The organism is Saccharopolyspora gloriosae (assembly GCF_022828475.1).
GTDB classification, from domain to species: Bacteria; Actinomycetota; Actinomycetes; order Mycobacteriales; family Pseudonocardiaceae; genus Saccharopolyspora_C; species Saccharopolyspora_C gloriosae_A.
Genome location: NZ_CP059557.1, coordinates 4,032,953 through 4,053,571, shown reverse-complemented (window position 1 = coordinate 4,053,571; position 20,619 = coordinate 4,032,953). Strand labels below are relative to the sequence as shown.

General features: G+C 69.7%; 20 protein-coding genes. 9 read left to right on the top strand and 11 right to left on the bottom strand.

Annotation, left to right across the window (positions count from 1 at the left end; genetic code table 11):
• The first annotated feature begins 11 nt into the window (after nucleotides 1-11).
• Together H2Q94_RS17525 and H2Q94_RS17520 are read left to right on the top strand one after the other, a co-directional pair.
• Entirely contained in the window at nucleotides 12-1,031 is a 1,020-nt protein-coding gene (locus H2Q94_RS17525) for a TIGR03842 family LLM class F420-dependent oxidoreductase (RefSeq protein WP_243788267.1), read from the top strand.
• Nucleotides 1,032-1,357: 326 nt separating this feature from the next.
• Nucleotides 1,358-2,689: a uracil-xanthine permease family protein gene (locus H2Q94_RS17520; protein WP_243788266.1), complete on the top strand. Its 1,332-nt coding sequence runs from the start codon at nucleotides 1,358-1,360 to the stop codon at nucleotides 2,687-2,689.
• A gap of 12 nt (nucleotides 2,690-2,701) precedes the next feature.
• Here the strand turns inward: H2Q94_RS17520 and H2Q94_RS17515 are convergent, their stop codons facing one another.
• A complete protein-coding gene (locus H2Q94_RS17515) occupies nucleotides 2,702-3,775 on the bottom strand; it encodes an NAD(P)-binding domain-containing protein (RefSeq protein WP_243788265.1) in 1,074 nt (357 codons plus the stop codon).
• Nucleotides 3,776-4,034: 259 nt separating this feature from the next.
• On the opposite strand from H2Q94_RS17515, the gene H2Q94_RS17510 reads away from it, so the two are divergent.
• The 3 genes from H2Q94_RS17510 (at nucleotide 4,035) to H2Q94_RS17500 (ending at nucleotide 5,774) form a co-directional block, all read left to right on the top strand.
• Nucleotides 4,035-4,196 carry a hypothetical protein gene (locus tag H2Q94_RS17510; RefSeq protein WP_243788264.1) on the top strand — a complete coding sequence of 54 codons (162 nt, stop codon included), beginning with the start codon at nucleotides 4,035-4,037 and terminating at the stop codon, nucleotides 4,194-4,196.
• A 292-nt stretch (nucleotides 4,197-4,488) separates the two neighbouring features.
• On the top strand, nucleotides 4,489-5,145 hold the full coding sequence (locus tag H2Q94_RS17505; protein WP_243788263.1) for a class I SAM-dependent methyltransferase: 657 nt from the start codon (nucleotides 4,489-4,491) through the stop codon (nucleotides 5,143-5,145).
• A 98-nt stretch (nucleotides 5,146-5,243) separates the two neighbouring features.
• Entirely contained in the window at nucleotides 5,244-5,774 is a 531-nt protein-coding gene (locus H2Q94_RS17500) for a GNAT family N-acetyltransferase (RefSeq protein WP_243788262.1), read from the top strand.
• Here H2Q94_RS17500 and H2Q94_RS17495 read toward each other — a convergent pair whose 3' ends face one another.
• The 4 genes from H2Q94_RS17495 to H2Q94_RS17480 are packed head-to-tail and all read right to left on the bottom strand — an operon-like array spanning nucleotide 5,775 to nucleotide 9,269.
• Nucleotides 5,775-7,118, bottom strand: a complete 1,344-nt coding sequence (locus H2Q94_RS17495) for an acetyl-CoA carboxylase biotin carboxylase subunit (RefSeq protein ID WP_243788261.1) — start codon at nucleotides 7,116-7,118, stop codon at nucleotides 5,775-5,777. It abuts the gene before it with no gap.
• Nucleotides 7,115-7,354 carry an acetyl-CoA carboxylase gene (locus H2Q94_RS17490; RefSeq protein ID WP_243795773.1) on the bottom strand — a complete coding sequence of 80 codons (240 nt, stop codon included), beginning with the start codon at nucleotides 7,352-7,354 and terminating at the stop codon, nucleotides 7,115-7,117. The genes H2Q94_RS17495 and H2Q94_RS17490 overlap by 4 nt, the downstream gene beginning before the upstream one ends.
• 41 nt (nucleotides 7,355-7,395) lie before the next feature.
• Entirely contained in the window at nucleotides 7,396-8,373 is a 978-nt protein-coding gene (locus H2Q94_RS17485) for a 5-oxoprolinase subunit C family protein (RefSeq protein ID WP_243788260.1), read from the bottom strand.
• The gene (locus tag H2Q94_RS17480; protein ID WP_243788259.1) at nucleotides 8,373-9,269 is read right to left on the bottom strand and encodes a 5-oxoprolinase subunit B family protein; all 897 of its coding nucleotides are present in this window, start codon (nucleotides 9,267-9,269) and stop codon (nucleotides 8,373-8,375) included. The genes H2Q94_RS17485 and H2Q94_RS17480 overlap by 1 nt, the downstream gene beginning before the upstream one ends.
• Before the next feature lie 352 nt (nucleotides 9,270-9,621).
• Here H2Q94_RS17480 and H2Q94_RS17475 point away from each other — a divergent pair, with 352 nt between their 5' ends.
• Entirely contained in the window at nucleotides 9,622-10,437 is an 816-nt protein-coding gene (locus H2Q94_RS17475) for a LamB/YcsF family protein (protein WP_243788258.1), read from the top strand.
• An 82-nt stretch (nucleotides 10,438-10,519) separates the two neighbouring features.
• Here H2Q94_RS17475 and H2Q94_RS17470 read toward each other — a convergent pair whose 3' ends face one another.
• Together H2Q94_RS17470 and gad are read right to left on the bottom strand one after the other, a co-directional pair.
• Nucleotides 10,520-11,275, bottom strand: a complete 756-nt coding sequence (locus H2Q94_RS17470) for a nitrilase-related carbon-nitrogen hydrolase (protein ID WP_243788257.1) — start codon at nucleotides 11,273-11,275, stop codon at nucleotides 10,520-10,522.
• A 208-nt stretch (nucleotides 11,276-11,483) separates the two neighbouring features.
• Nucleotides 11,484-12,794 carry a glutamate decarboxylase gene (gene gad / locus H2Q94_RS17465; protein ID WP_243788256.1) on the bottom strand — a complete coding sequence of 437 codons (1,311 nt, stop codon included), beginning with the start codon at nucleotides 12,792-12,794 and terminating at the stop codon, nucleotides 11,484-11,486.
• Nucleotides 12,795-13,282: 488 nt separating this feature from the next.
• Between gad and H2Q94_RS17460 the strand changes: the two genes are divergently transcribed.
• Nucleotides 13,283-13,786, top strand: a complete 504-nt coding sequence (locus H2Q94_RS17460; RefSeq protein WP_243788255.1) for a helix-turn-helix transcriptional regulator — start codon at nucleotides 13,283-13,285, stop codon at nucleotides 13,784-13,786.
• Nucleotides 13,787-13,831: 45 nt separating this feature from the next.
• Nucleotides 13,832-15,472, top strand: coding sequence for a PrsW family intramembrane metalloprotease (locus tag H2Q94_RS17455; RefSeq protein ID WP_243788254.1), 1,641 nt, complete (start codon nucleotides 13,832-13,834; stop codon nucleotides 15,470-15,472).
• A 22-nt stretch (nucleotides 15,473-15,494) separates the two neighbouring features.
• On the opposite strand, the gene H2Q94_RS17450 is transcribed toward H2Q94_RS17455, so the two are convergent.
• The 3 genes from H2Q94_RS17450 to H2Q94_RS17440 all read right to left on the bottom strand — a co-directional run bounded on the left by H2Q94_RS17450 (nucleotide 15,495) and on the right by H2Q94_RS17440 (nucleotide 18,980).
• Nucleotides 15,495-17,030, bottom strand: coding sequence for a glycosyltransferase family 39 protein (locus H2Q94_RS17450; protein WP_243788253.1), 1,536 nt, complete (start codon nucleotides 17,028-17,030; stop codon nucleotides 15,495-15,497).
• A gap of 126 nt (nucleotides 17,031-17,156) precedes the next feature.
• Nucleotides 17,157-17,717 carry a flavoprotein gene (locus tag H2Q94_RS17445; protein ID WP_243788252.1) on the bottom strand — a complete coding sequence of 187 codons (561 nt, stop codon included), beginning with the start codon at nucleotides 17,715-17,717 and terminating at the stop codon, nucleotides 17,157-17,159.
• Between the two features lie 9 nt (nucleotides 17,718-17,726).
• Nucleotides 17,727-18,980: a helix-turn-helix domain-containing protein gene (locus H2Q94_RS17440; protein WP_243788251.1), complete on the bottom strand. Its 1,254-nt coding sequence runs from the start codon at nucleotides 18,978-18,980 to the stop codon at nucleotides 17,727-17,729.
• A 220-nt stretch (nucleotides 18,981-19,200) separates the two neighbouring features.
• Between H2Q94_RS17440 and H2Q94_RS17435 the strand changes: the two genes are divergently transcribed.
• Nucleotides 19,201-19,476, top strand: coding sequence for a hypothetical protein (locus H2Q94_RS17435; protein ID WP_243788250.1), 276 nt, complete (start codon nucleotides 19,201-19,203; stop codon nucleotides 19,474-19,476).
• 175 nt (nucleotides 19,477-19,651) lie between these two features.
• Here the strand turns inward: H2Q94_RS17435 and H2Q94_RS17430 are convergent, their stop codons facing one another.
• Nucleotides 19,652-19,921, bottom strand: a complete 270-nt coding sequence (locus H2Q94_RS17430) for a hypothetical protein (RefSeq protein ID WP_243788249.1) — start codon at nucleotides 19,919-19,921, stop codon at nucleotides 19,652-19,654.
• Nucleotides 19,922-20,619: the final 698 nt, after the last annotated feature.

Sequence of the window (20,619 nt, the reverse complement as noted above, 5' to 3'; positions counted from 1 at the left end):
GGAGGTACGCCATGCGGTTCGGGCTCGTGTTGCAAACCGACCCTCCGGCCCGGTCGGTGGTGGACCTGATGCGGCGAGCCGAAACACTCGGCTTCGCTCACGGGTGGACCTTCGATTCCTGCGTGCTGTGGCAGGAACCGTTCGTCATCCACAGCCAGATCCTCGCCGCCACCGACCGGCTGATCGTCGGTCCGATGGTGACCAACCCGTCCACCCGCGACTGGACGGTCACCGCGTCCACGTTCGCCACGCTCAACGAGATGTTCGGCAACCGCACGGTGTGCGGCATCGGTCGCGGCGACTCGGCGCTGCGCGTCACCGGCGGCAAGCCGAACACGCTGGCCACCCTGGAACACGCCATCCGCGTGATCCGCGACCTGGCAGAGGGCAGGGAGACCGATGTGGACGGCACTCCGGTCCGGTTGCCGTGGGTGCGCGGCGGCGCGCTGCCGGTCTGGATGGGCGCCTACGGCCCGAGGGCGCTGGACCTCGCGGGGCGCGTCGCCGACGGCGTGATCATCCAGCTCGCCGACCCGGTGCTCACCCGGTGGATGGTCGAGCACGTCCGGGACGCCGCGCGGGACGCCGGCCGGGATCCCGACACGATCACGGTGTGTGCGGCCGCGCCCGCCTACGTCGGAGCGGACCTCGAGCACGCGCGGAACCAATGCCGGTGGTTCGGCGGAATGGTCGGCAACCACGTCGCCGACCTGGTGCGCCGCTACGGCACCGACTCCGAGGCCGTTCCGGCGGCGCTGACCGACTACATCCGCGGACGCGACGGCTACGACTACTCCCACCACGGGCGCGCGGGCAACGCCAGCACCGACTTCGTGCCCGACGAGATCGTCGACCGGTTCTGCCTGCTCGGATCACCTGAGGCGCACCGGGACAAGCTCGCCGAACTGCGCGACGCGGGAGTGCACCAGTTCGCCGTGTACGCCATGCACGACGCCGTGGAGTCCACAGTGGAGGAATACGGCCGATCGATAATCCCGGGACTGACGGCGGAACCCAACGCTGCTCGGTGATGATGATCCGACCCCGGGTCCGCTCCAACGAGTGACCGGGCCATGGCACACCGTCGTGTGACATCCGTGTGCGGCTCTGGTGCAGCCGGGTCGTTGTCCCGTCAGCGGCGGAACCACTGAGCGGTGACCGGCTTGAACAGGACGGCCACCGGCGGGTTCTCACCGGCTTTCTCGCGATGACGGCGTTTTCGCTGCGTACGGCGTGAATGAGGAATCGATCCCGCAGCGAGGAAGCAGTAGAGGTTCCGCTGAGGGACCCACTACGCAGGTCATTCCGAAACGACCGTGATCGGTGTCCGAAATGTCGTCGGGAGAGACTGTTCGTCATGCGAGGGCGAACGGGTTTCGGATGGACACTGCACGGCGACGGAAGCACGCCACGCCCTGGTGAGTCGGTCGCACCCGGCGAACGGCTCACCTGGGGCCGCACGATCGGGTTCGGCGCTCAGCACGTGGTGGCCATGTTCGGCGCGACGTTCGTGTTCCCCGTCCTGATGGGACTCGACCCGAACCTCGCGATCATGGTCTCCGGCGGGGCGACGATCCTGTTCCTGCTCGTCGTGCAAGGCAAGATTCCCAGCTACCTGGGCAGCAGCGCGTCCTTCGTCGGCGCGGTCACCGCGATCCGCGCAGGCGGCGGGGACACCGCCACGGTCACCGGAGCGATCTTGGTGTCCGGCGCGGTCCTCGCCGCGGTCGGCCTGGTGGTGCACTTCGCCGGACCCGGTGTGGTGCACCGGCTGCTGCCGCCGGTGCTGTCCGGGGCGGTGGTGCTGCTGATCGGGTTCAACCTGGCCCCGGTGGTGGCCGAGACGTACTGGCCGCAGGACCAGTGGATCGCGCTCATCACGATGATCATCGTGGTGGTCGGAACCGTGCTGCTGCCCGGATTCCTCGGTCGCATCGCGGTGTTCCTCGGGCTGGCGGGCGGCTATCTGCTGTCCTGGGCGTTCGACGTGCTCTTCGGTCCGATCACCGCGCCGGACGCCGACGGTGTGGTCGGCACGCATCCGAGGGTGGACCTCAGCGGAGTCGCCGACGCGCCGTGGTTCGGGCTGCCCGACGTGCACGCCCCGTCCTTCTCCGTCTCGGCGATCATCGTGGTGCTGCCCGCGGTGATCGCCCTGCTCGCCGAGAACACCGGTCACGTCAAGGCCGTCGAGGAGATGACCGGGACCGACCTGCAGGGCAGCCTCGGGCGAGCCGTGTTCGCCGATGGGTTCGCCACGACGCTCTCCAGCGCGTTCGGCGGTCCGCCGACCACCACCTACGCCGAGAACATCGGAGTCATGGCCGCCACCCGCGTGTACTCCACGGCCGCCTACTGGGTGGCGGCGGTGGTGGCCATCAGCTTCGGCCTGTGCCCCAAGTTCGGCGCGGTCGTGGCCGCCATCCCGGGAGGCGTGCTGGGCGGCATCACCGTGGTGCTCTACGGCATGGTCGGGCTGCTCGGAGTGAAGATCTGGGTGCAGAACCGCGTGGACTTCGCCGACCCGGTGAACCTGCTGCCGGTCGCGGCCGGGGTCATCGCGGGCATCGGCGACGTCTCGCTCACGTTCACCCCGAGCCTGAGCATCAGCGGCATCGCCCTCGGCACCTTGACCACCCTCATCGGCTACCACCTGCTGCGCGTCTGCAGGCCCGCGCGGGCAGGGTGAGGCCGGGGCCGATCAGGGGGCCGCGAGCTCCTGGCCGAGCAACTGCCGGACCTCGTTCGCCGCGCCCCGTCCCGCCCGATTCGCGCCGATGGTGCTGGCCGAAGGCCCATAGCCCACCAGGTGCAGCCGGGGTTCCGCGGCCACCCGAGTTCCTTCCATCCGGATACCGCCACCCGGCTCCCGCAGGCCCAACGGGGCCAGGTGATCCAGCGCCGCCCGGAACCCGGTGGCCCACAAGATCACGTCGACGGGCACCGCACGGCCGTCCGCCCATCGGAGCCCGTTCGGGGTGATGCGCTCGAACATCGGGTGCCGGTCGAGCACGCCCCGCTCCCGAGCTCGCAGGATCGCCGGCGTCGGCGGCAGCCCGGTCACGCTCACCACGCTGCCCGGCGGCAATCCGGCCCGCACGCGCCGTTCGACCTCCGCGACCGCATGACGCCCGATGTCGGGAGTGAACTCGACGTCGCTCAACACGGGCGGACGTCGCGTCACCCACGTCGTCTCGGCCACCTCGGCGATCTCCGTCAGCAGCTCCACCGCGGAGATCCCGCCGCCGACCACCGCGACCCGACGCCCGCGGAACTCCGCCGCGCCGTGGTAGTCCACGACGTGCAGCTGCCTGCCGGTGAACGACTTTTGCCCCGGGTAGTGCGGCAGGAACGGTTTCGACCACGTCCCGGTCGCGTTGATCACCGCTCGGGCCGCCCACGTCTCGGTGCCGGACTCCACGAGCAACCGCTCGCCGGGGCCCGGTCGCACCGCCGACACCTTCACCGGCCGCCGGATCGGCAGCTCGAACTCGCGCTCGTAGCGGGCGAAGTACTCCGGGAGCACCTCGGAGGCGGGCCGCGCCCCGTCCTTCTCCTGCAGCGCCAGCCCCGGCAGGTCGTGGATGCCGTGCACACCGCCGATCCGCAACGACGGCCAGCGGTGCCGCCACGCCCCGCCCGCGCCGGTGTCCGCGTCCAGCACCACAAAGCCGGAGTCCGGCTCGAACCCGCTGCGGCGCAGGTGATGAGCGCTGCTGAGCCCCGCTTGCCCGGCCCCGATCACGACGACGTCGACCTCGTGCTCCACACTCATCGGAACGCTCCGAGATGCCGTGGACGTCCCCTCGTCGGCTGTGCTTTCCGCCACCGCGGCGCTCACCCGGATGGATGCGACGCACGCCACCGCGACCCCTCCTTAACCCACCCGAAACAAGGCCCTAGTATCGGGGTGTAAGTGGGTGTTCGGCCCCGAACCTCTTTCGAGCGCAAGACCCGTGCGGGCACACGTGTGCGCCCGTTCGCGCGTTTCGGAAGACGGGGAGGTCAGCGGAAAGGAGGCAAGGAAAGTGGCAATGGTGTGGGTGACTCTCGCAGTTGAGGCGATCGTGCTGCTGGCGGTGGCAGGCGTGGCGGTCAGGTGGGTGAACAAACCCGCGCTGAACACTCCCGCTCAGTCCGCTGAGCAGGTCCCGGCGGTGGAGCCGGCGGGTGCGCTGACCGAGCAGCCTGCCTGAGTACGGCGCAACGGGCTTGTCCGGGTGGACAAGCCCCACGCCTCTGAAGAAACTTTTATCGCGGGAGTTCCTTCCCGTGTTACACGCTATTCGAGTGAATTACGGCGCGCATTCTGCTCGCGACTCCTCGAATCGCATTATCGGATCCCGCGAATCGTCTCGGCGGCGTCCGGATACTCGAATTCGATTCACGTGCACCGGTTCCGCGTGTCGGGAACTCGGGCGGCGACGCCCGCCGGTGCGAGACCGATAGGGTTGCCCGGACCTCGCCCGACGATCGCGGAAGGCAGCCGTGACCACATCTCAGCAACGGCCTCAGGCCGGCAAGGCCGGATCGGTGTTCGCGGATTACCGGAAGTTCGCCGCCCGCGCGGCGCGCAAGCCCGGCCTGGTGGGCGCCGTGGCGCCCAGCTCGCCGTACCTCGCGAGGGAGATGGCCGCCGTCGTCCCGCGGTCGCGACCGGCCTCGAACTCCTCGACCGGCCCGGTCGTCGTGGAACTCGGCCCCGGCACGGGAGCGCTCAGCCGGGCGGTGCGCGACCGGTTGCCCGAAGGCGGGCGGCACCTCGCGATCGAACTCGACGGCGGCATGGTGGAGCACCTGCGCGTCGACCTGCCCTGGCTGGAGGTCGTGCAGGGCGACGCGGCGAAGCTGCGGACCCTGCTGGCCGACGCCGAGGTGGACGAGGTGGACGCGGTGGTCAGCGGCCTGCCGTGGTCGATCTTCTCCGGTGAGCTGCAGCGCGACATCCTCAGCGAGGTCGGCAAAGTGCTCGCCCCAGGCGGCGCGTTCACCACGTTCGCCTACGTGCACGCCCTGGGCATGGCCGGTGCGCGTGCGTTCCGGCACCGGTTGGACGGCGCCTTCGACGAGGTGCTCACCAGCCGCACGGTGTGGCGCAACGTTCCGCCCGCGCGGGTCTACACCTGCCGGCGCCCCCGCGACTGACCCATCCGGGGTCTCGGGGCCGATCAGGACGGTTCGGACGCGCTCGACCACCGGAACAGAGCATGTCCAGCGGCGCGTGAGCGGTCTACGGTCTCGATGTGGGGTCCATAGTGCTGCTGAGACCGGTACTCGAAGGCGACCTGACCGATCTCGATCGGATGCTCAACACGTGTGAGGCCACCCAGCCCTACAACTGGTTCGGCTACCAGGGGGCCGGGCATTTCCGGCGGCGCTGGGCGGAGTCCGGGCTGCTGTCCGCCGACGAAGGCGTGCTGCTGGTGGTCACGGAACAGGATCCGCAGCGACGGCTCGGTTTCGTGTCCTGGGCCAAGAATCCCACCGGCCAGACCTCGTACTGCTGGAACATCGGGATCACCTTGCTGCCGGAGGCGCGCGGCCGCGGCCACGGCACCGACGCCCAGCGGAAACTGGTGGCGTACCTGTTCGCCCACACCCAGGTGAACCGGGTCGAGGCGGGCACCGAGGTGGACAACCTCGCCGAGCAGCGCGCCCTCACCAAGGCCGGTTTCACCAGGGAGGGCGTGCTGCGCGGCTGGTTGTTCCGCGACGGCCGGTGGCGGGACTGCGTGCGCTACAGCGTGTTGCGCGACGAGGTCGTCCCGCGCTGATCACTCCAGCTGCTCCTCCAGCCAGGTGGTGTGCACCGGGCCGCTGCGCAGCTTGTCGTTGCCGACGAGCCGGGCGTGCAACGGGATCGTGTTCGCCACGCCTTCGATGCGGAACTCGCGCAAAGCCTGCTCGGCCCGGGAGTACGCCTGGTCCCGGTCGGCTCCCCAACAGATCAGCTTCGCGATCATCGAGTCGTAGAACGGGCTGATCCGGTCACCGCGCGTCAGGCCGGTGTCCACGCGCACACCGGGGCCGCCGGGCAGGTCGAACGACGTGACCTCGCCCGGTGACGGGGCGAAACCGCGGTCCGGATCCTCGGCGTTGATCCGCAGTTCGATGGCGGCGCCCTTGCACACCAGGTCTTCCTGGGCGAACGAGATCGGTTTGCCCGCGGCGATCCGCAGCTGCTCGGCCACCAGGTCGACCCCGCTGATCGCCTCACTGACCGGGTGTTCGACCTGGATGCGGGTGTTCATCTCCATGAAGTAGAAGCACTGGTCCTCGTCGACGAGGAATTCCACGGTGCCCGCGTTGCGGTAGCCGACGTGCCGGGCGAGCCGGACCGCGGCCTCGCTGATGCGTCGCCGGGTCTCGTCGTGCAGTCCCGGCGCCGGTGCCTCTTCGAGGAGCTTCTGCCTGCGGCGTTGCACGGAACAGTCCCGCTCGAACAGGTGCACCACGTTGCCGTGGTCGTCGGCGAGCAGCTGCACCTCGATGTGCCGGGGCCGGGGCAGTGCCCGCTCCAGGTACGAGGTGCCGTCGCCGAACGCCGACCTCGCCTCGGCCTGCGCGGCGGGCAGCACCTCGGCGAGTTCCGCCGCCGAGGACACCGGCCGGATGCCGCGTCCGCCACCGCCCGCGGCGGCCTTGACCAGCACCGGGTAGCCGATTTCGTCGGCCGCGGCCTGCGCTGCGGCGAGGTCGGTCACCGGTGCGCTGCCCGGCACCACCGGCACTCCGGCGGCCTGCGCGGTCGCTCGTGCGGTGGCCTTGTCGCCCATCAGCTCGATCGCCGAGGCGGGCGGCCCGACCAGCACCAGGCCCGCGTCCTGCACGGCCTTGGCGAACCGCGAGTTCTCGGACAGGAAGCCGTAGCCGGGATGCACGGCGTCGGCATGGGTGCTGCGCGCCGCCTCCAGCAGCGCTTCCACGTCGAGGTAGGACTTGGAAGCGGGTGAGGCGCCGATGTGCACCGCGTGTTCGGCCAACTGCACCCAACGGGAGTTCTTGTCGGCGTCGGAGTACACCGCCACCGCCTCGACTCCCGCGGCGTGGCAGGCGCGGATGATCCGCACCGCGATTTCGCCCCGGTTGGCCACGAGGACTCGTCCCGGCCCGGTCATGGCGACACGACCTCGACGACACCTTGACCGGCCTCCACCTCGTCCCCCTCGTCGAGCAGGAAGCGGCCGATGGTGCCCGCCTGCTCGGCTTTGACTTCGCTGAAGGTCTTCATCACCTCGATGAGCGCGATCGTCTGCCCTTCCTGAACCGCGGCGCCGACTTCGACGAACGGATCCTGTTCGGGCGAGGGACGACGGTAGAAGACGCCGGGAAGCGTGGCGTTCACAGTCGACATGATGGCCTCCTCCATAACTATCGGGTGCGCTGCTCGGGGGATCAACTGACTGCCGCGCGGACCTTCTCCAGCCGGATGCCGCGGTCGCGGCGGGCGCTGATCGCGGCGTCGACGTCGACCGGCGTGAACGACACGCGGTCGCCGGTGCGGGCCTGCGCGATCCGGTCGCGGTCCACGGAGATCACGGTGCCCACCGTGGCGTAGCCGCCGCCGGTCACCGCGTCACCGAGCAGCACGATCGGTTCGTTGCCGCCGGGGATCTGCACCGACCCGATGGGATAGCCGAGATCGACGACGTTCGCCGGGTCGCTGCCCGCGCCGAACGGCGGCTCGCGGTCGACGAAGTCGATGGTGCCGCCGCGCAACCGGTATCCGACGCGGTCGGCGTCCTTGGTGACCTTCCACTCGGTATCCACAAAGGACTCCAGTGCGGCCGGGGTGAGCCGGTAGGAGCACAGGCCGACGACCAGTCGCAGTTCCGCCACTCCGCCGAGGCCGAGTCGCAGGCCCGCGGGCACCGAGGTGCCGGGTGCGGGTCCGCTGATGGGCGGAGAGCCCAACGGCAGCCGGTCGTCGGTGCGCAGCGCGCGGCCTTGGAACCCACCGATACCGGTGAGCGTGTAGGTCGAGCGCGAGCCCAGGTACTCCGGCACCGCCACTCCGCCGCTGACGGCCACGTACGGGCGGGCGCCGGAGGTGATCATCTCGAACGAGAGCACGTCGCCGGCCCGCACGGTCAGCGTCTCCCACAGCGCGACCGGCTCGCCGTTGATGCGGGCGGGGGCCTCGGCGCCGGTGATGGCGATCCGCCGGTCGTCGGTGAACTCCAGTTCCGGGCCGATGTAGGTGGCTTCCAGCGCGGCCGCCCCGTCGGGGTTGCCCACGAGCAGGTTCGCGACGCGGTAGGAGTACTGGTCCAGGGCGCCGGACGGCGGCATCCCGATGGCGTACTGCCCGTCGCGGCCGATGTCCTGCACCGTCGTGTACAGGCCTCCGGAGCGCACGATGATCTCACTCATCACAGCACCTCCAGCAGGTTGCGGTTGAAGCCGTCCGGGTCGGCGAGGAACGCGGTCGGGGAGAACTCGACTTCGGCGGTGCGGTAGCGGAAGGTGCCCGCCTCCACCTCGGCGCGGATCCGGTCGTACTCGGTGCGGTCGATGGCGCGGTAGTGCAGGATGTCGCTCGGTTTCGGGAAAGCGATGTGGTCGGCGAAGTCCGGCAGGGTCTGCGCGAGGTCGAACACCGGCGCGGGCGCGATGCCGAACAGCTGATATCCGCCCGCTCCGCGCACCGGATAGACCACGGAGAACGCGCCGCCGTAACCGAAGGCGCGTTCGGGAGTATCGGTGCGCGGCCGCACGTACTTGGGGACTTCGATCTGCCGTTCACGCGGAACCATCTGATAGCAGAACGGCAATCCGGGGACGAATCCGAGCATCGTCACGATGAACGGGGCTCCGGTGATCGAATCGATCAGCTCGGGCACCCCGCGAAATCCGTTGATCCGTGCGGCGTATTCAAGATCGGTCCCGCTGGGATCTTGATGATTGTCGCGGAAGCGCAGCAGCGTCTCGCGGGTCCACGGATCGTCGAACAGGATCGGCACGTCCACGATCCGCGTAGCCACCGTGTGATCGTCGGCGAGGCCGCCTGCGTTGAGCTCCAGTTTGCGCAGCTCATCGACCAGCTCCACCGGGTGCAGCCGATCGGGGTCGAGCCGGATCATGTACGAGGCGTTGGAGGGACAGATGTCGATGACGCCGTCGATGCCCTGCTCCCGGAGAGCTCCGGTGATCGCCATCGCCTTGAAATTGGCTTCCAGGCTCATTTCCTGATCGAGCTCGACGAAGATGAATTCGTCGCCGCCGAACTCGTACCGAGCGGGAGGCAGGTCTGTTCCAGTCGCTGCCATGTCGACCTCCTCAACCGGTTACGGAGGTGATCTGCCGTGTGCTCGAGCATGCGCCGAAGCGATTCCCGGCGCAGAACCTGAGCTGCAAACTCGTTGGACGACACGAAAAAAATCGCACGTTCGGGTCACCATAGCTGTGCGCAACAATGATCGGTACGCGCGAAAGCACGCACCGGAATGGGCTGAAAGGACGCTCCAAGATCGGAAAAGGAACGTCGAAGACATCCGAACGGAGCACTGCGCGGATCGAGGGCGTGCGGGAACATGGCTCGTACCATCGGCGCGCGGCCGGGGATCACCGCAGTACAAGCCCCTGACGGGTCGCGTTCGGCAGCTGCGGGAGGTGGGTCCGGTGCAGAAACTCGTGGATCTCAATGCGGACGCGGGCGAGAGCTTCGGCCGGTGGAAGCTCGGCGACGACGAACGGGTGATTCCGTTGGTCACTTCGGTGAACATCGCCTGCGGATGGCATGCCGGTGACCCCGGGACCATGCGGGCCGCGCTGCGCATCGCCCGCGACGCCGGCGTGGCGGCGGGTGCGCACCCGGGATTCCCGGACCTGGCCGGTTTCGGGCGGCGGGCGCTGACCATGAGCCCGCGGGAGGCGGCGGATGCCTGCCTCTACCAGTTCGGCGCGCTCCGGGCGCTCGCCGACGAGCTGGGCGTCGCGATCACCCACGTCAAACCGCACGGCGCGCTCTACGGGCTCACCGTGCGGGATCCGGCGGTGGCGGAGGCCGTCGGCACGGCCGTCGCCGCGGCCGCGCCCGGTGTTCCGGTGGTGCTGCTGGCAGGCCCGACCGCCGATCGGGTCGCCGAATTGGGCGTGCCGGTGGTGCGGGAGGCGTTCGCGGACCTGGACTACGACGATGCCGGGCACATCATCATCGAACCCGACCCGGTCGCGAAGGACCCGCGGTCCTGCGCGGAACAGGCCCTGTCGGTGCTGCGCGGCGAAGTCCACTCCGTCAGCGGCACCACGGTGCCGGTGCGCGCGGACTCGATATGCCTGCACGGGGACCGGCCGAACGCGGTGGAGGTGGCCCAGGCCGTGCGCGACGCGTTCACGGCCGAAGGCGTTGAACTCGCCGCCATGCGCGAGGTTCTGGGGGACCGGAACACCGGTGCGGCCTCCGAGGCGGGGAAGGCGGAGACCGCACCGGCGTGACCGGCAGGCGTGACCGCATCGGGGTGACCGCGCCGGGGTGACCGGGCCGGGCCGGTGGCGCGGCCCGGCCCGATCGGTCCGGTCAGCTCGTCGGCAGCAGCTTCTCCTGCAGCGCCACCCGGTTGTCCGAGAAGTGATCACCCTCCGGGCTGAATGGGGCCACCTCGTCCGGCACGCAGTCGGTGACGAGCAGCGTGTCGTCGCTGCGCTCCTCCGGCCCGGCCGCGATCATCGGCGTGCCGTCCGGTGCCCACACTCCGGAGTTCCCGCGGTACTGCCACTGCCCGCGTTCCGAGGTCTCCCAGCCGCGCCGGTTCACGTACGCCACGAACACCCGCCACACCGAGGCCATCGCGGGGATGATGTGCTCGGTCGCGTCCGGATAGGGCACCTGGGTGGGGTTGCCGTCGTGCAACGTGAAGTGGTGATCGGCGGCGGTCGGGCCGACGATGAGCCGCGCACCGCGACCCACCAGACTCTGGTAAAGCGGCGGGAACTCGCACTCGTAGCAGTTGAGCAGGCCGACCGGGAACTGATTGACCTTCACCACCGGCGGCAGTTCGGTACCCGCCGTGAAGTTGATCCGTTCCGCCGCCCCGTACAGGTGCGTCTTGCGGTAGTTCGCGACGAGCTCGCCGCCGAGGACCAGGGCGATGGAGTCGTGCACGGTGTCGGCCGCGCGGTCGAGCTCCACGTAGGGCACCACGATCCCGACGTCGTGCGTGGCCGAGACGGCTTGGGCGGCCTGGATCGCCGCGCCGTCCTTCGGCTGGGCCAGCGCCCGCGCCTCGGCGGCGCCGAGCGAGTAGCCGGTGGTGTAGCACTCGGGAAGGCGCACAGCTGTGCCTGGTAGCGGGCGGCGACTTCGACGACCTCCCGCATCCGGTTCAGGTTCGCCGTCACCGCCTCCGGGGTGCCCACCGGGTTCTCACCTTGGAAGAGCGCGAGCCGGACTCCGGTTCCCGGCTGCGGCGGTTCGGGTCGGGTGAGCTTGCTGGCGATGCGGATGGGGCGCAATGGTTCGTCCTTTCTTCGGGGAGTGCTGGTCATGCCGGGGTGGCGATGGCGCCGGACAGGAAGCCGCGGACCGCGCTGAGCAGGTCCTCGGCGTGTCCGGCGGTGAGTTCGTTGCGCACGACGATCCGGAGCACGTCGGTCTGCTGGCGGTCCGGCGGCAGCGCGTAGACCGGAACCGACCAACCGTGCGTGCCCAGGTGGGCGGCGAGCTCTCGCAACGTCCAGCGGTGCCTGCCCTCGTGCTGGGCGAGCACCACGACGGGCAGGTCGCTGCCGTCACCGAGGATCTGGAACGGCCCCAACCCCTCGAGCGCCGCCGCCAGCGAGGTGGCGGTGGCGCGGCTTCGTCCGTGCAGTTCGCGGAATCCTTCGAAGCCGAGTCGCAGGAAGTTGTAGTACTGCAGCACCACCGGAGCGGCCGATCGGGAGAAGCTCAGCTCGTGGTTGGCCCTAGTGCTGCCCAGGTAGTTCGTGTCGAAGCTGAGCCAGTTCGTGCGGGCCTCCGGGTCGCGCCACACGATCCAGCCGAGCCCGGCGGGGACCATGCCGTACTTGTGGCCCGACGCGTTGATCGAGTGCACCCGCGGCAACCGGAAGTCCCAGTTCAACTCGGGATCCAGGAACGGGGCGACGAAGCCGCCGGAGGCGGCGTCCACGTGGATCGGGACGTCCACCCCGGATTCCGCCGCGAGCGCGTCGAGCTCGGCGGCGATGCCGGCGACCGGCTCGTAGCTGCCGTCGATCGTTGAGCCGAGCACGCTGACCACGCCGATCGTGTCCTCGTCGCAGCGTTCTCTGGCCTGCTGCGCGGTCAGGTGCAGCAGGTCCTGCTGGGCCGGGGCGATGCGCGGTTCCACCTCCCAGTACCGGCAGAACTTGTGCCAGCACACGTGGGCGTTGGCGCCTAAGATCAGGTTCGGCTTGCGCCCTGAGGTGTCGCCGCGGTGTCGCCACCGCCGCAGCAGCGAGGTGCCTGCCAGCAGTGCGGCCTCACTGGAGCCGGTGGTGGCGGTGCCGACGGCCGTCGACAGATCGGCGTTCCACAGGTCCGCGAGGGTCTGCACGCAGTGGCGTTCGAGTTCGGTTGCTCCCGGATATTGATCTCTGTCGATGAGGTTGTAAGGCAGGTAATCGCTGAACAGCCGTTCTGCTTCCGGCTCGACGGTGCTGGTCAGAAAGGTGGCCAGGTTCGCCGCCGGATTGATGTCCTCCCGGAGCTTGATTCGGACCGCGTTCGCGGCCGCCGAGGCGGTCCAGCCTTTGCTGGGCAGCGCTCCCGGCGCACGCGCGGTCGTCGTGGGTGGTGCGCTCGCCCGGCTTGCCGCCTGCGGACACGACATGGCGAAGACCTCCTTGATGAAGACTGCGACGTGATTTCACGGGGGGGCTGCGATCTCCGAAGGCATCGCAGCCGAGTGCAGCGGGAGGGATTGGGACGTGCGACGTTTCGAAACCTAGGCGCCGCGAAGCGGGGGCCGACATGGTCAAAAAGACCTGCTGCGCCTGCCCTGGTCCTCCGAATGGCACCGATGGACTGCTCCATTCGTGCCCTTGATTGCCGCATTCGGGGAAATCGGTGGCCGGTCGGTCACTTCTGAAGGGGGTGCTGACGACATAGCCAGTGGAGGCATCGACCGGTCCGGAGCAGGTGGGAAGGCCTAGCCCGGTGGTGAAGTGTCGGCCTTTGAACGGTGCTCGATCGACCTGGTCACGGCGGAGGTGCGCCGTGGTGCCCGGGTTCTGTGCCGGAACAACCATGCGCCGCGCGGGGACCCCGTGTGTCCGGACGCGGCGCGGTCGATGTCACCGAACCTGTGGGAGTCACCTGATGGCCAGTTCGTACCGGCGAGCTTTGGACACCGCGATCACCGCGATGATGCGGGAGGCGATCGAGCATTCCGCGGCGCTGGAGCAGGTGCTGGGGCAGGTGAACCAACTGGTGACGCTGCGGGTGCGGCTGGGGCACACCGGGCTGGTCGCGGGCGAGGTCTACCGGGACGCGCTGCAACGGGCGGCCGGGGCGACCGGTGGCACGCCGGGGGCGCAGGTCGCGCCACTGCTGCAGCGACTCACCCCGCGGGAGAACGAGGTACTGGGACATCTGGTCCGCGGTAGTTCCAACCGGCAGATCGCGCGGTCGCTGGGCATTTCCGAGCGGACCGTGAAGAACCACCTGCGGGCGGTGTTCACCAAGCTGGAGGTCGCCGACCGCACGTCGGCGGCGGTCAAGGCGCTCACCGCTGGGCGAGGTCCCGGTGAGAACGGGACGGCCGTCGCGGCGGGGGCGGCGTCGATGGAGGTGCGCGGACCCGGCGCCGCCGAACGAAACTGACGGGTTCCGGCGCCGCCGTCACGGGGGATCTTCTACCCTCCCGGCATGCCCGCGCTCAATCCCCGTTCGGTCCTCGAAGGCCGGACCAGCAACCGAACACCGATCCCGTTCATCATCGGGTTGATCGTGTGCGGCTTCTGCATGCTGCTCGCCCTGGCGTACTACCTGCTCGCCGGTGGGGTGCTCAGCACGGTGCTGGGAGGTCTGCTCGCGCTGCCGACGGTGGTCGTGATGGTGGGCTTGGTGCTGCTGATGGACCGGCTGGAGCCGGAGCCACGGGTGAACCTGATCACGGCGTTCGCGTGGGGAGCCGGAGTCGCGATCGTCGGCTCGTTCATCGTGAACACGGTCGGCGGGGCACTCCTGCAACCGGTGTACGGGCCGGAACTGGGACAGGTGCTCACCGCCTCGATCATCGCCCCGGTGGTGGAGGAGAGCTTCAAGGGCTTCTTCCTGCTGCTGATGTTGTGGTTCCGCCGGTTCGAGATCGACGGCCCGACCGACGGTCTGGTGTACGCGGGGCTCTGCGCGCTCGGGTTCGCGTTCGTGGAGAACGTGCTCTACTACCAGACCGGCCTGCTGGAAAGCGGTGGCGGTGTCGCGGAAACCGTGCTGGTCCGTGGCGTGATCGCGCCGCTGGGGCATCCGATCTACACCGCGATGACGGGGCTCGGCGTCGCGTACGCGGCGCGCAGCCGCGGCGCCGGGCGGGGTTTCGCGGTGGTCGGCGGGTGGGTCGCGGCGGTACTGCTGCACGCGCTGTGGAACTTCTCCACGGTGTTCGGCTACGGCGGGCTGGCGTTGGCGTACCTGCTCCAGCTCGGGGTCCTGGTGACGCTGGTGGTGATCGTGATGCGGGATCGGCGGCGGCTGATCGGGCTGATCGGCACGCACCTGCCGCCGTACATCCCCAGCGGTCTGGTCCACGACAACGATGTGCGGATGCTCGCGACGATGCGCGGTCGCCGCCAGGCCCGGAGCTGGGCTCGGGTGCAGGCGGGTTTGCCGGGAGTGCGGGCGATGTCGGACTACCAGCTGGCGGCGACGGAGCTGGCGTTGCTGCACGACCACGCGACGCGGGCGACGATCCCGGTGGACCTGTTCCACTCCCGGCGGGACGCGATCCTCGGGCTGATGCGGATGGCGCGGGACGCGTTCTTCCAGCGGCGGCCGCAGCCGCAGGTCGCTCCGCCGCCGTGGGCGGGCAGCGAGCAGTCCGGCTTCTTCCGCACCTCGCAGCTGCAGACGATGCGGATGCCGGTGTACCGCCCGCTCGGTCAGCCGACGCCGGGTACGCCTCAGCCGGGCCGACCGGGAGAGCAGGCGACGACGAAGCTCGGGACCCCGCAACAGGCGACGACGAAGCTCGGAACCCCGCAACAGGCGACGACGAAGCTCGGAACGGCGAAGCCCGGAGGATCGGAGCAGGAAACGGCGAAGTTCGGAACGGCCCAGCCACCGACGGCCAAGCCGCCGACGGCCAAGCCGCCGACGGCCAAGCCGCCGACGCACCAGCCGGGAGCGGCCCAGCCGGGCGGAAATCGCTCCGGCCCGGGCGCACGACCGCAGGGGGCTCCGCAGCAGCCGGGACAGCCGAGGCCCGGTGGACAGCCGAATCCCCGGCAACATCCGCCGCAGCAGCCCCCGCCGCAGGGACCCCCGCCGCAAGGACCTCCGCGGCGGTAGCGCCGAGCCGCGCGTCCGTCCGCTACTGCGTGCGGATGCGCGGCCACAGCCGGGACCACGGCAGCTTCGGCCCGTCGTAGCGGATCACCGAGACGCCCTGCGCGACGTTCACCAGATCCAGCTCGGTCCGGACCGTCGCGAGCCGCCTGCTCTCGGCGAAGTAGGGCTTGAGCGGCTCGGCACCGCCCACGTACAGCAGCACCGTGGCGCTGTCCGGTGGAGCACCGAAGAACCAGTACCCGCGGTGCGGGCTGTGCACACCGGGCAGCCCCAACTCCGGTCCGAGCACGTCGAGCGCACCGGCCAGGTGGTAGCTCTCGCCGACGATCGCGGTGCGCTCGCGTTGGTCGGGCGGCAGCGAGCGGTAGACGTGAGCGACGGTCTCGGCCAGTTCCGGCCAGCCCGTCTCGTAAAGCCTGCTGTAGGCGGCGAGCTGCGGATGCCGCGCCACGCTCGGCAGCGGAGTGATCGGGAGCAGCACCAGCGGCAGGACCGCCGAGAGCGCGTACGCGGGCCACGCCGTCCACGACCAGCGGGCCGCCCCGGCCTCGCGGCGGTGCTGAAATCCGACCGCGCCCGCGGCGAACAGCATGCCGCACAGCCCCGACAGGTAGTTCGGGCGACCGCCGACCAGCAGGTAGAACACCAGCAGGAGAAGTGCCGTGCAGGCGAGGAATCGCATGGGCCGCAGCCGTTCGTCCCGCACCAGGCACCAGAGCCCGAAGCAGCACAGGAACGCGCCCGCGACCGGCCCGGCGTAGAGCAGCGTGGTCGGCAGCAGCAGGAGCCTGCTGCTCTCGGCGGCGACGACGTCGCCCATGTCGCGCGAGGGCCAGCCGTGCCCGGACTGCCAGATCAGCGCGGGGATCGACACCGCGGCGGCCAGCGCCGCACCCGCCCACAGCGCCGGACGCCGCAGCATCGGACGCGGACCGGCGATGAGCACACCCGACAGCAGCGCGGCGCACAGCAGCACGATCTGGAACTTCGTCTGCACCCCCACGGCGGCGACCAGGCCGGCCGCGAGCAGCAGCCGGTCGCGCCGGATCCCCGCTTCGCGCAGCCGGACCCACCGCGTCACCGGCCACAACACGAGCAGCCACTGCGCGGGTTCGAAGGTCGCGGCCGCGAGCCAGTGTCCGCTCAGCAGCAGCCACGGCGACAGCGCATACGCGGCGGCGGCGAGCGTCTGGGCACGCCGATCACCGCCGAACTCGCGGGCGAGCAGCGCGGTGCCCGCGATCCCGAACGCGGTGAGCAGCGCCGCGGGCAGCCGCAACGCGGGCAGCGAACCGGGCAGCACGGCGTCGATCCCGGCCGCCAGCAGCGGAACCAGCGGTTGCTGGTCCATGTAGCCCCAGTCCAGGTGGTACTTGCCCGCGGCGAGGAAGTACAGCTCATCGGAGAGGTAGCCGTAGCGCCCGCTGATCAGCATCAGCAGCAGTGCGGTGAGTCCGGCGACCGTCAGCACCGGCCGGCGCGCGAACGGCGGTGGCTCGGTGGTGCCGACCGGCGCGGCGGACGGCTCGAACGTCGGCTGCTCGGTCGGCGCTGGCACCCGATTCCCCTCGTCGGTTCCGGCCGGAGCGGTTCCCGGCGGCGCGGCGAGGAGTCTAGGGCCGGTTCCGAGACCGTCCGTGGAGGGTGCGGGATCGTCGTGCTCGGTCGTTGCCGGAGGGTGCGGTCAGCGCGGGGACTGCCATGGATGCTCCAAGAAGGACCGCCACGCGAGTTCCCACGGGAACCGGTGGAGGTGGTCGGCGCCCGTTCCGGGTTCGTGCTGCTCGTACACGTCCGGCCCGGACAGCACCGTCACTCCCCAGCCGGACAGTCGCCGCATCGCCTCCTGCACGGGCGGAAACCCGATCTGCGCGCGGTTCGAGAAGGGCATCGCCACCACCGGCTGCCGCTTGCCGACCGCCTCCACCAGCATCCCCAGCGGAAGCGTGTCGGAGATGCCCGCCGCCCATTTGGCGATGCTGTTGCAGGTGATCGGCGCCGCGATCATGCCGTCGGCGGGCGGCAGCGCGTCGACCGCGGCCGGATCCTTGTACTCGCTGCGCACCGGATGGCCCGTTTTCACGGCCAGCGACTCGGCGTCGAGGAACCGCCTGCCGTGCGGTGAGGCCACCACGCACACCGCCCAGCCGTCGGCCTGGGCGAGTTCCACCAGCCTGCCGATGTCCCGCGCCGCGGGGGAGCCCATGCCGATCGCGTACAGGACGGGCTGTCCGTTGTCGTTCATTCGCGCTCCTCAGCGCCGGATACCGCACCACGCGGCGAAGTGCGACAGGCTGTTGGTGGAACGCGCGTCGCTGACCGCCAGCGACTGCACCGTCTCGTGCACCTGCGGGTGGTAGCGGGTGAGCTGCGGCGCGATGCGCCGGGCCGTTTGCAGGCACTCCAGCGAGCGCCGCCGGTCGCCGTGCAGTAACCAGCCGCGGGAGAGGTCGATCCAGTAGTGCCCGCTGCGGCTCGGCGCGGTGTGCTCGGGCAGCTGCACGGTGCCCGCCCTGGTCACCGCGGTGGTGCCGTCGGCGAGTTCCACGGGTACCGCCACGCCGTGGATGTCGACGTTGGTGGCGCCGAACTTGGTGCCGTAGTGGTTGGCCTCGTCCTGCCCGTCGACGACCATCGCGCGGGCCTCCCGCAAGTGGGTGTCGGCGAGGTCGGCGTCGGCGGTGCGGGCCGCGAGGATGGCGGCGCGCAGGTGCACGGCTCCCCGCACGGCGGAGGTCGCCGGCGTTTCCGGGACCGGTTCGAGCAGCCCGAGCGAACGGTCCAGCGAGCGCAACCCGGCGTTGTAGGAGCCGTCGAACAGCAGCACCAGGGCGTGGTTCCACTCCGCGACCGAGCCGCGCACCGGGTCCGCGCCGCGAGCGGCCGCGGCGCGGGCACGTTCATCGGCCAGGTGGCACAGGTCGAGGTGTCCCAGCCGGTAGAGCGCGATCATCGTGTAGGAGTAGGCGGTCGCGAGCAGCTCGTGAACGGTCGGATCGTCCGGGTGCGTGCGCGCGGCGTGGTGCAGGTGCCGCAGCACGTCCGGCAACGCCTGCACCGCCTCGGCGTGCCGGGTCCGCCGGTCCCACTCCTTGATGCGGGCCACGTCGGCGCGCAGGTCGTCCACTGTGCGCGGGCCGGTGTCCAGCTGCGGGTCGTCGCCCTCGACGAGCGCTTGGCGCAGCGCGGGCACCCCCGCCTGCTCGGAGGAGGGGGTGGCCGGCCGGGTGTGGTGCGGCTGCTCGGTGAGGTCGGTGATGTTGACGGACATCGCGCGGGCGACGGCCGCGACGAAGGAATGACTGGCCGCGCGTTCGCCGCGTTCCACCTTGCGCAGCAAGGAATAGGAAACGGCCGCGCGCACCGACAACGCGCGTTGCGTGACGCCGTGGATCTTGCGCAGTTCGGCGATGCGGGAACCGATCCTAGTGGGATTGTCCGCTTCGGCTCCGTCCCCGGGACCCTCCGGGGCGATGCTGTCGGTTTCCGTGTCGTTTTCGTGCGTCATGCTGCCTTCCCCCTTGTGCGCCCGGACCACGAAACCTGATCGGGTTGCGCCCGGGCAATCGGAACTTGTCGGCTGTGGCGATTGTGTGGCACTCCGATATCCGATTTCAGTCCACTGTCAGCTTATGCGATCAGCAGCTGAGAATCGGCGCGCATTCCTCGATTCCCGCCAGGACGGTGCGGAAGAGGAGACGACAGAGGGGGGTGATGCGGAGTCCGCGATGCGGGTTTACCCGGAGCTGGCGGGTCTCAACGACCTGCGCTCGGCGGGGTGGTCCTTCCGGGCCTTCGCGGACGACGAGGGGGAGATCGGCGGCTTGGTCGGCTGGCGGGACACGGCGACGTGCATGGACGTCCTGTGGATCTTCGACCAGGACGATTGCCGCGCAGCGCGGTTCCTGCCTGCCGCCACGGCGGCGCCGGGGGAGATGGTGTGGAACCGAACTGGGGACTTGGCGACCTGCGTCGCCGCCGTGCTGGGGTTGCCTGGGGTGTGACCGGTACGAACTGAATTTCGAGATCCGTACGGATGACCCGGCCACGGGGGTTGGCCGGGTCATCCGCTGTACGGGGTGCGGTGGGGCGTATTTCGCGTTGTCGTGAGCCTCTGAGTTCACTCGTCCGGCCTAGTAAGACAGGGCATGAATAATCAGGCGACTGGTATGAGTTAGCTCACAGTGCTGAATTGGTCGAGTGTTTCGTCGGTGGCGCGGCGGCTATTTTGCGAAGCTCTCTGGGGTTGCTCATTAATGCGGATTTGACGATGCGGATTTCATGGGTCGGCAGGTTGTGATTCAGCTCGGAAATATTATCCTGGCGGGATTTTCTCCCGGCCTCGAAGGCGCTGATGTGGTGCTCTCGGTAGGCTATCGGTGAATTGAGCAAACTGATTGATGACGAATTAATGGGAGGGGCTTTCAAGTTGTTCGCGAATCGCGACATGACTCGGGAGTGACCTGTTCGAGTTCGGGTGGTGCCGTATCCGCTGCGATGTGTCGTCCGCTGTGCCGCCGCCGGAGCGGGCGCCGTCGCGCCGTGGCGGTTCCGGGCAGGTCGGAGGCGGTGCCGCCGGATCGCTCCGGGGTGGCTCGGCCGTGTGGCCGAGCGTCTTCTCGGCCGATGTGCCTGATTCTCCCGGCGATCCTTGCTCGGGGTGGTTCGAAATCCGACTCGGCGAACCCTGTTCGTCACTGCCGGTAATGGCTCGGTGTCGGACGTGGGGGTCTCGTCCGATTTATCGAGGGCTCGGGGTCTTCCCCGTGGAATCGGGGTCGGAGATGTCCGGAAGAGCGGCTCTGGCCGGCTCCGGCGCGGGCGATCGCGGTTCTGGCCAGGCGAGCACTCTTATTTTACCCGGCAGTAATGAATCAGCGTCTCAAGGCTCCGAAAATCCCCGAGGAATTCATGTTAGCTCAACCTGACCGCCCGTCCAGGCCCTTGAACCCCGCGTGTGGTCGGCGTAAGAACGCCGCACCGAGCTGTATCGTGCGCCACAGGGCGGCGGAGTGGCTTGCGGGCTCGCCCGCGAGCTGGAAAGGGAACGGGTCCACTTGGTGACTACGAACGGGCACCAGCCTCCGGAGCGGACGGGAACCGGCGCGAGCGGGCCGGACGCCAACGACTCCACGAACTCCCAGCGC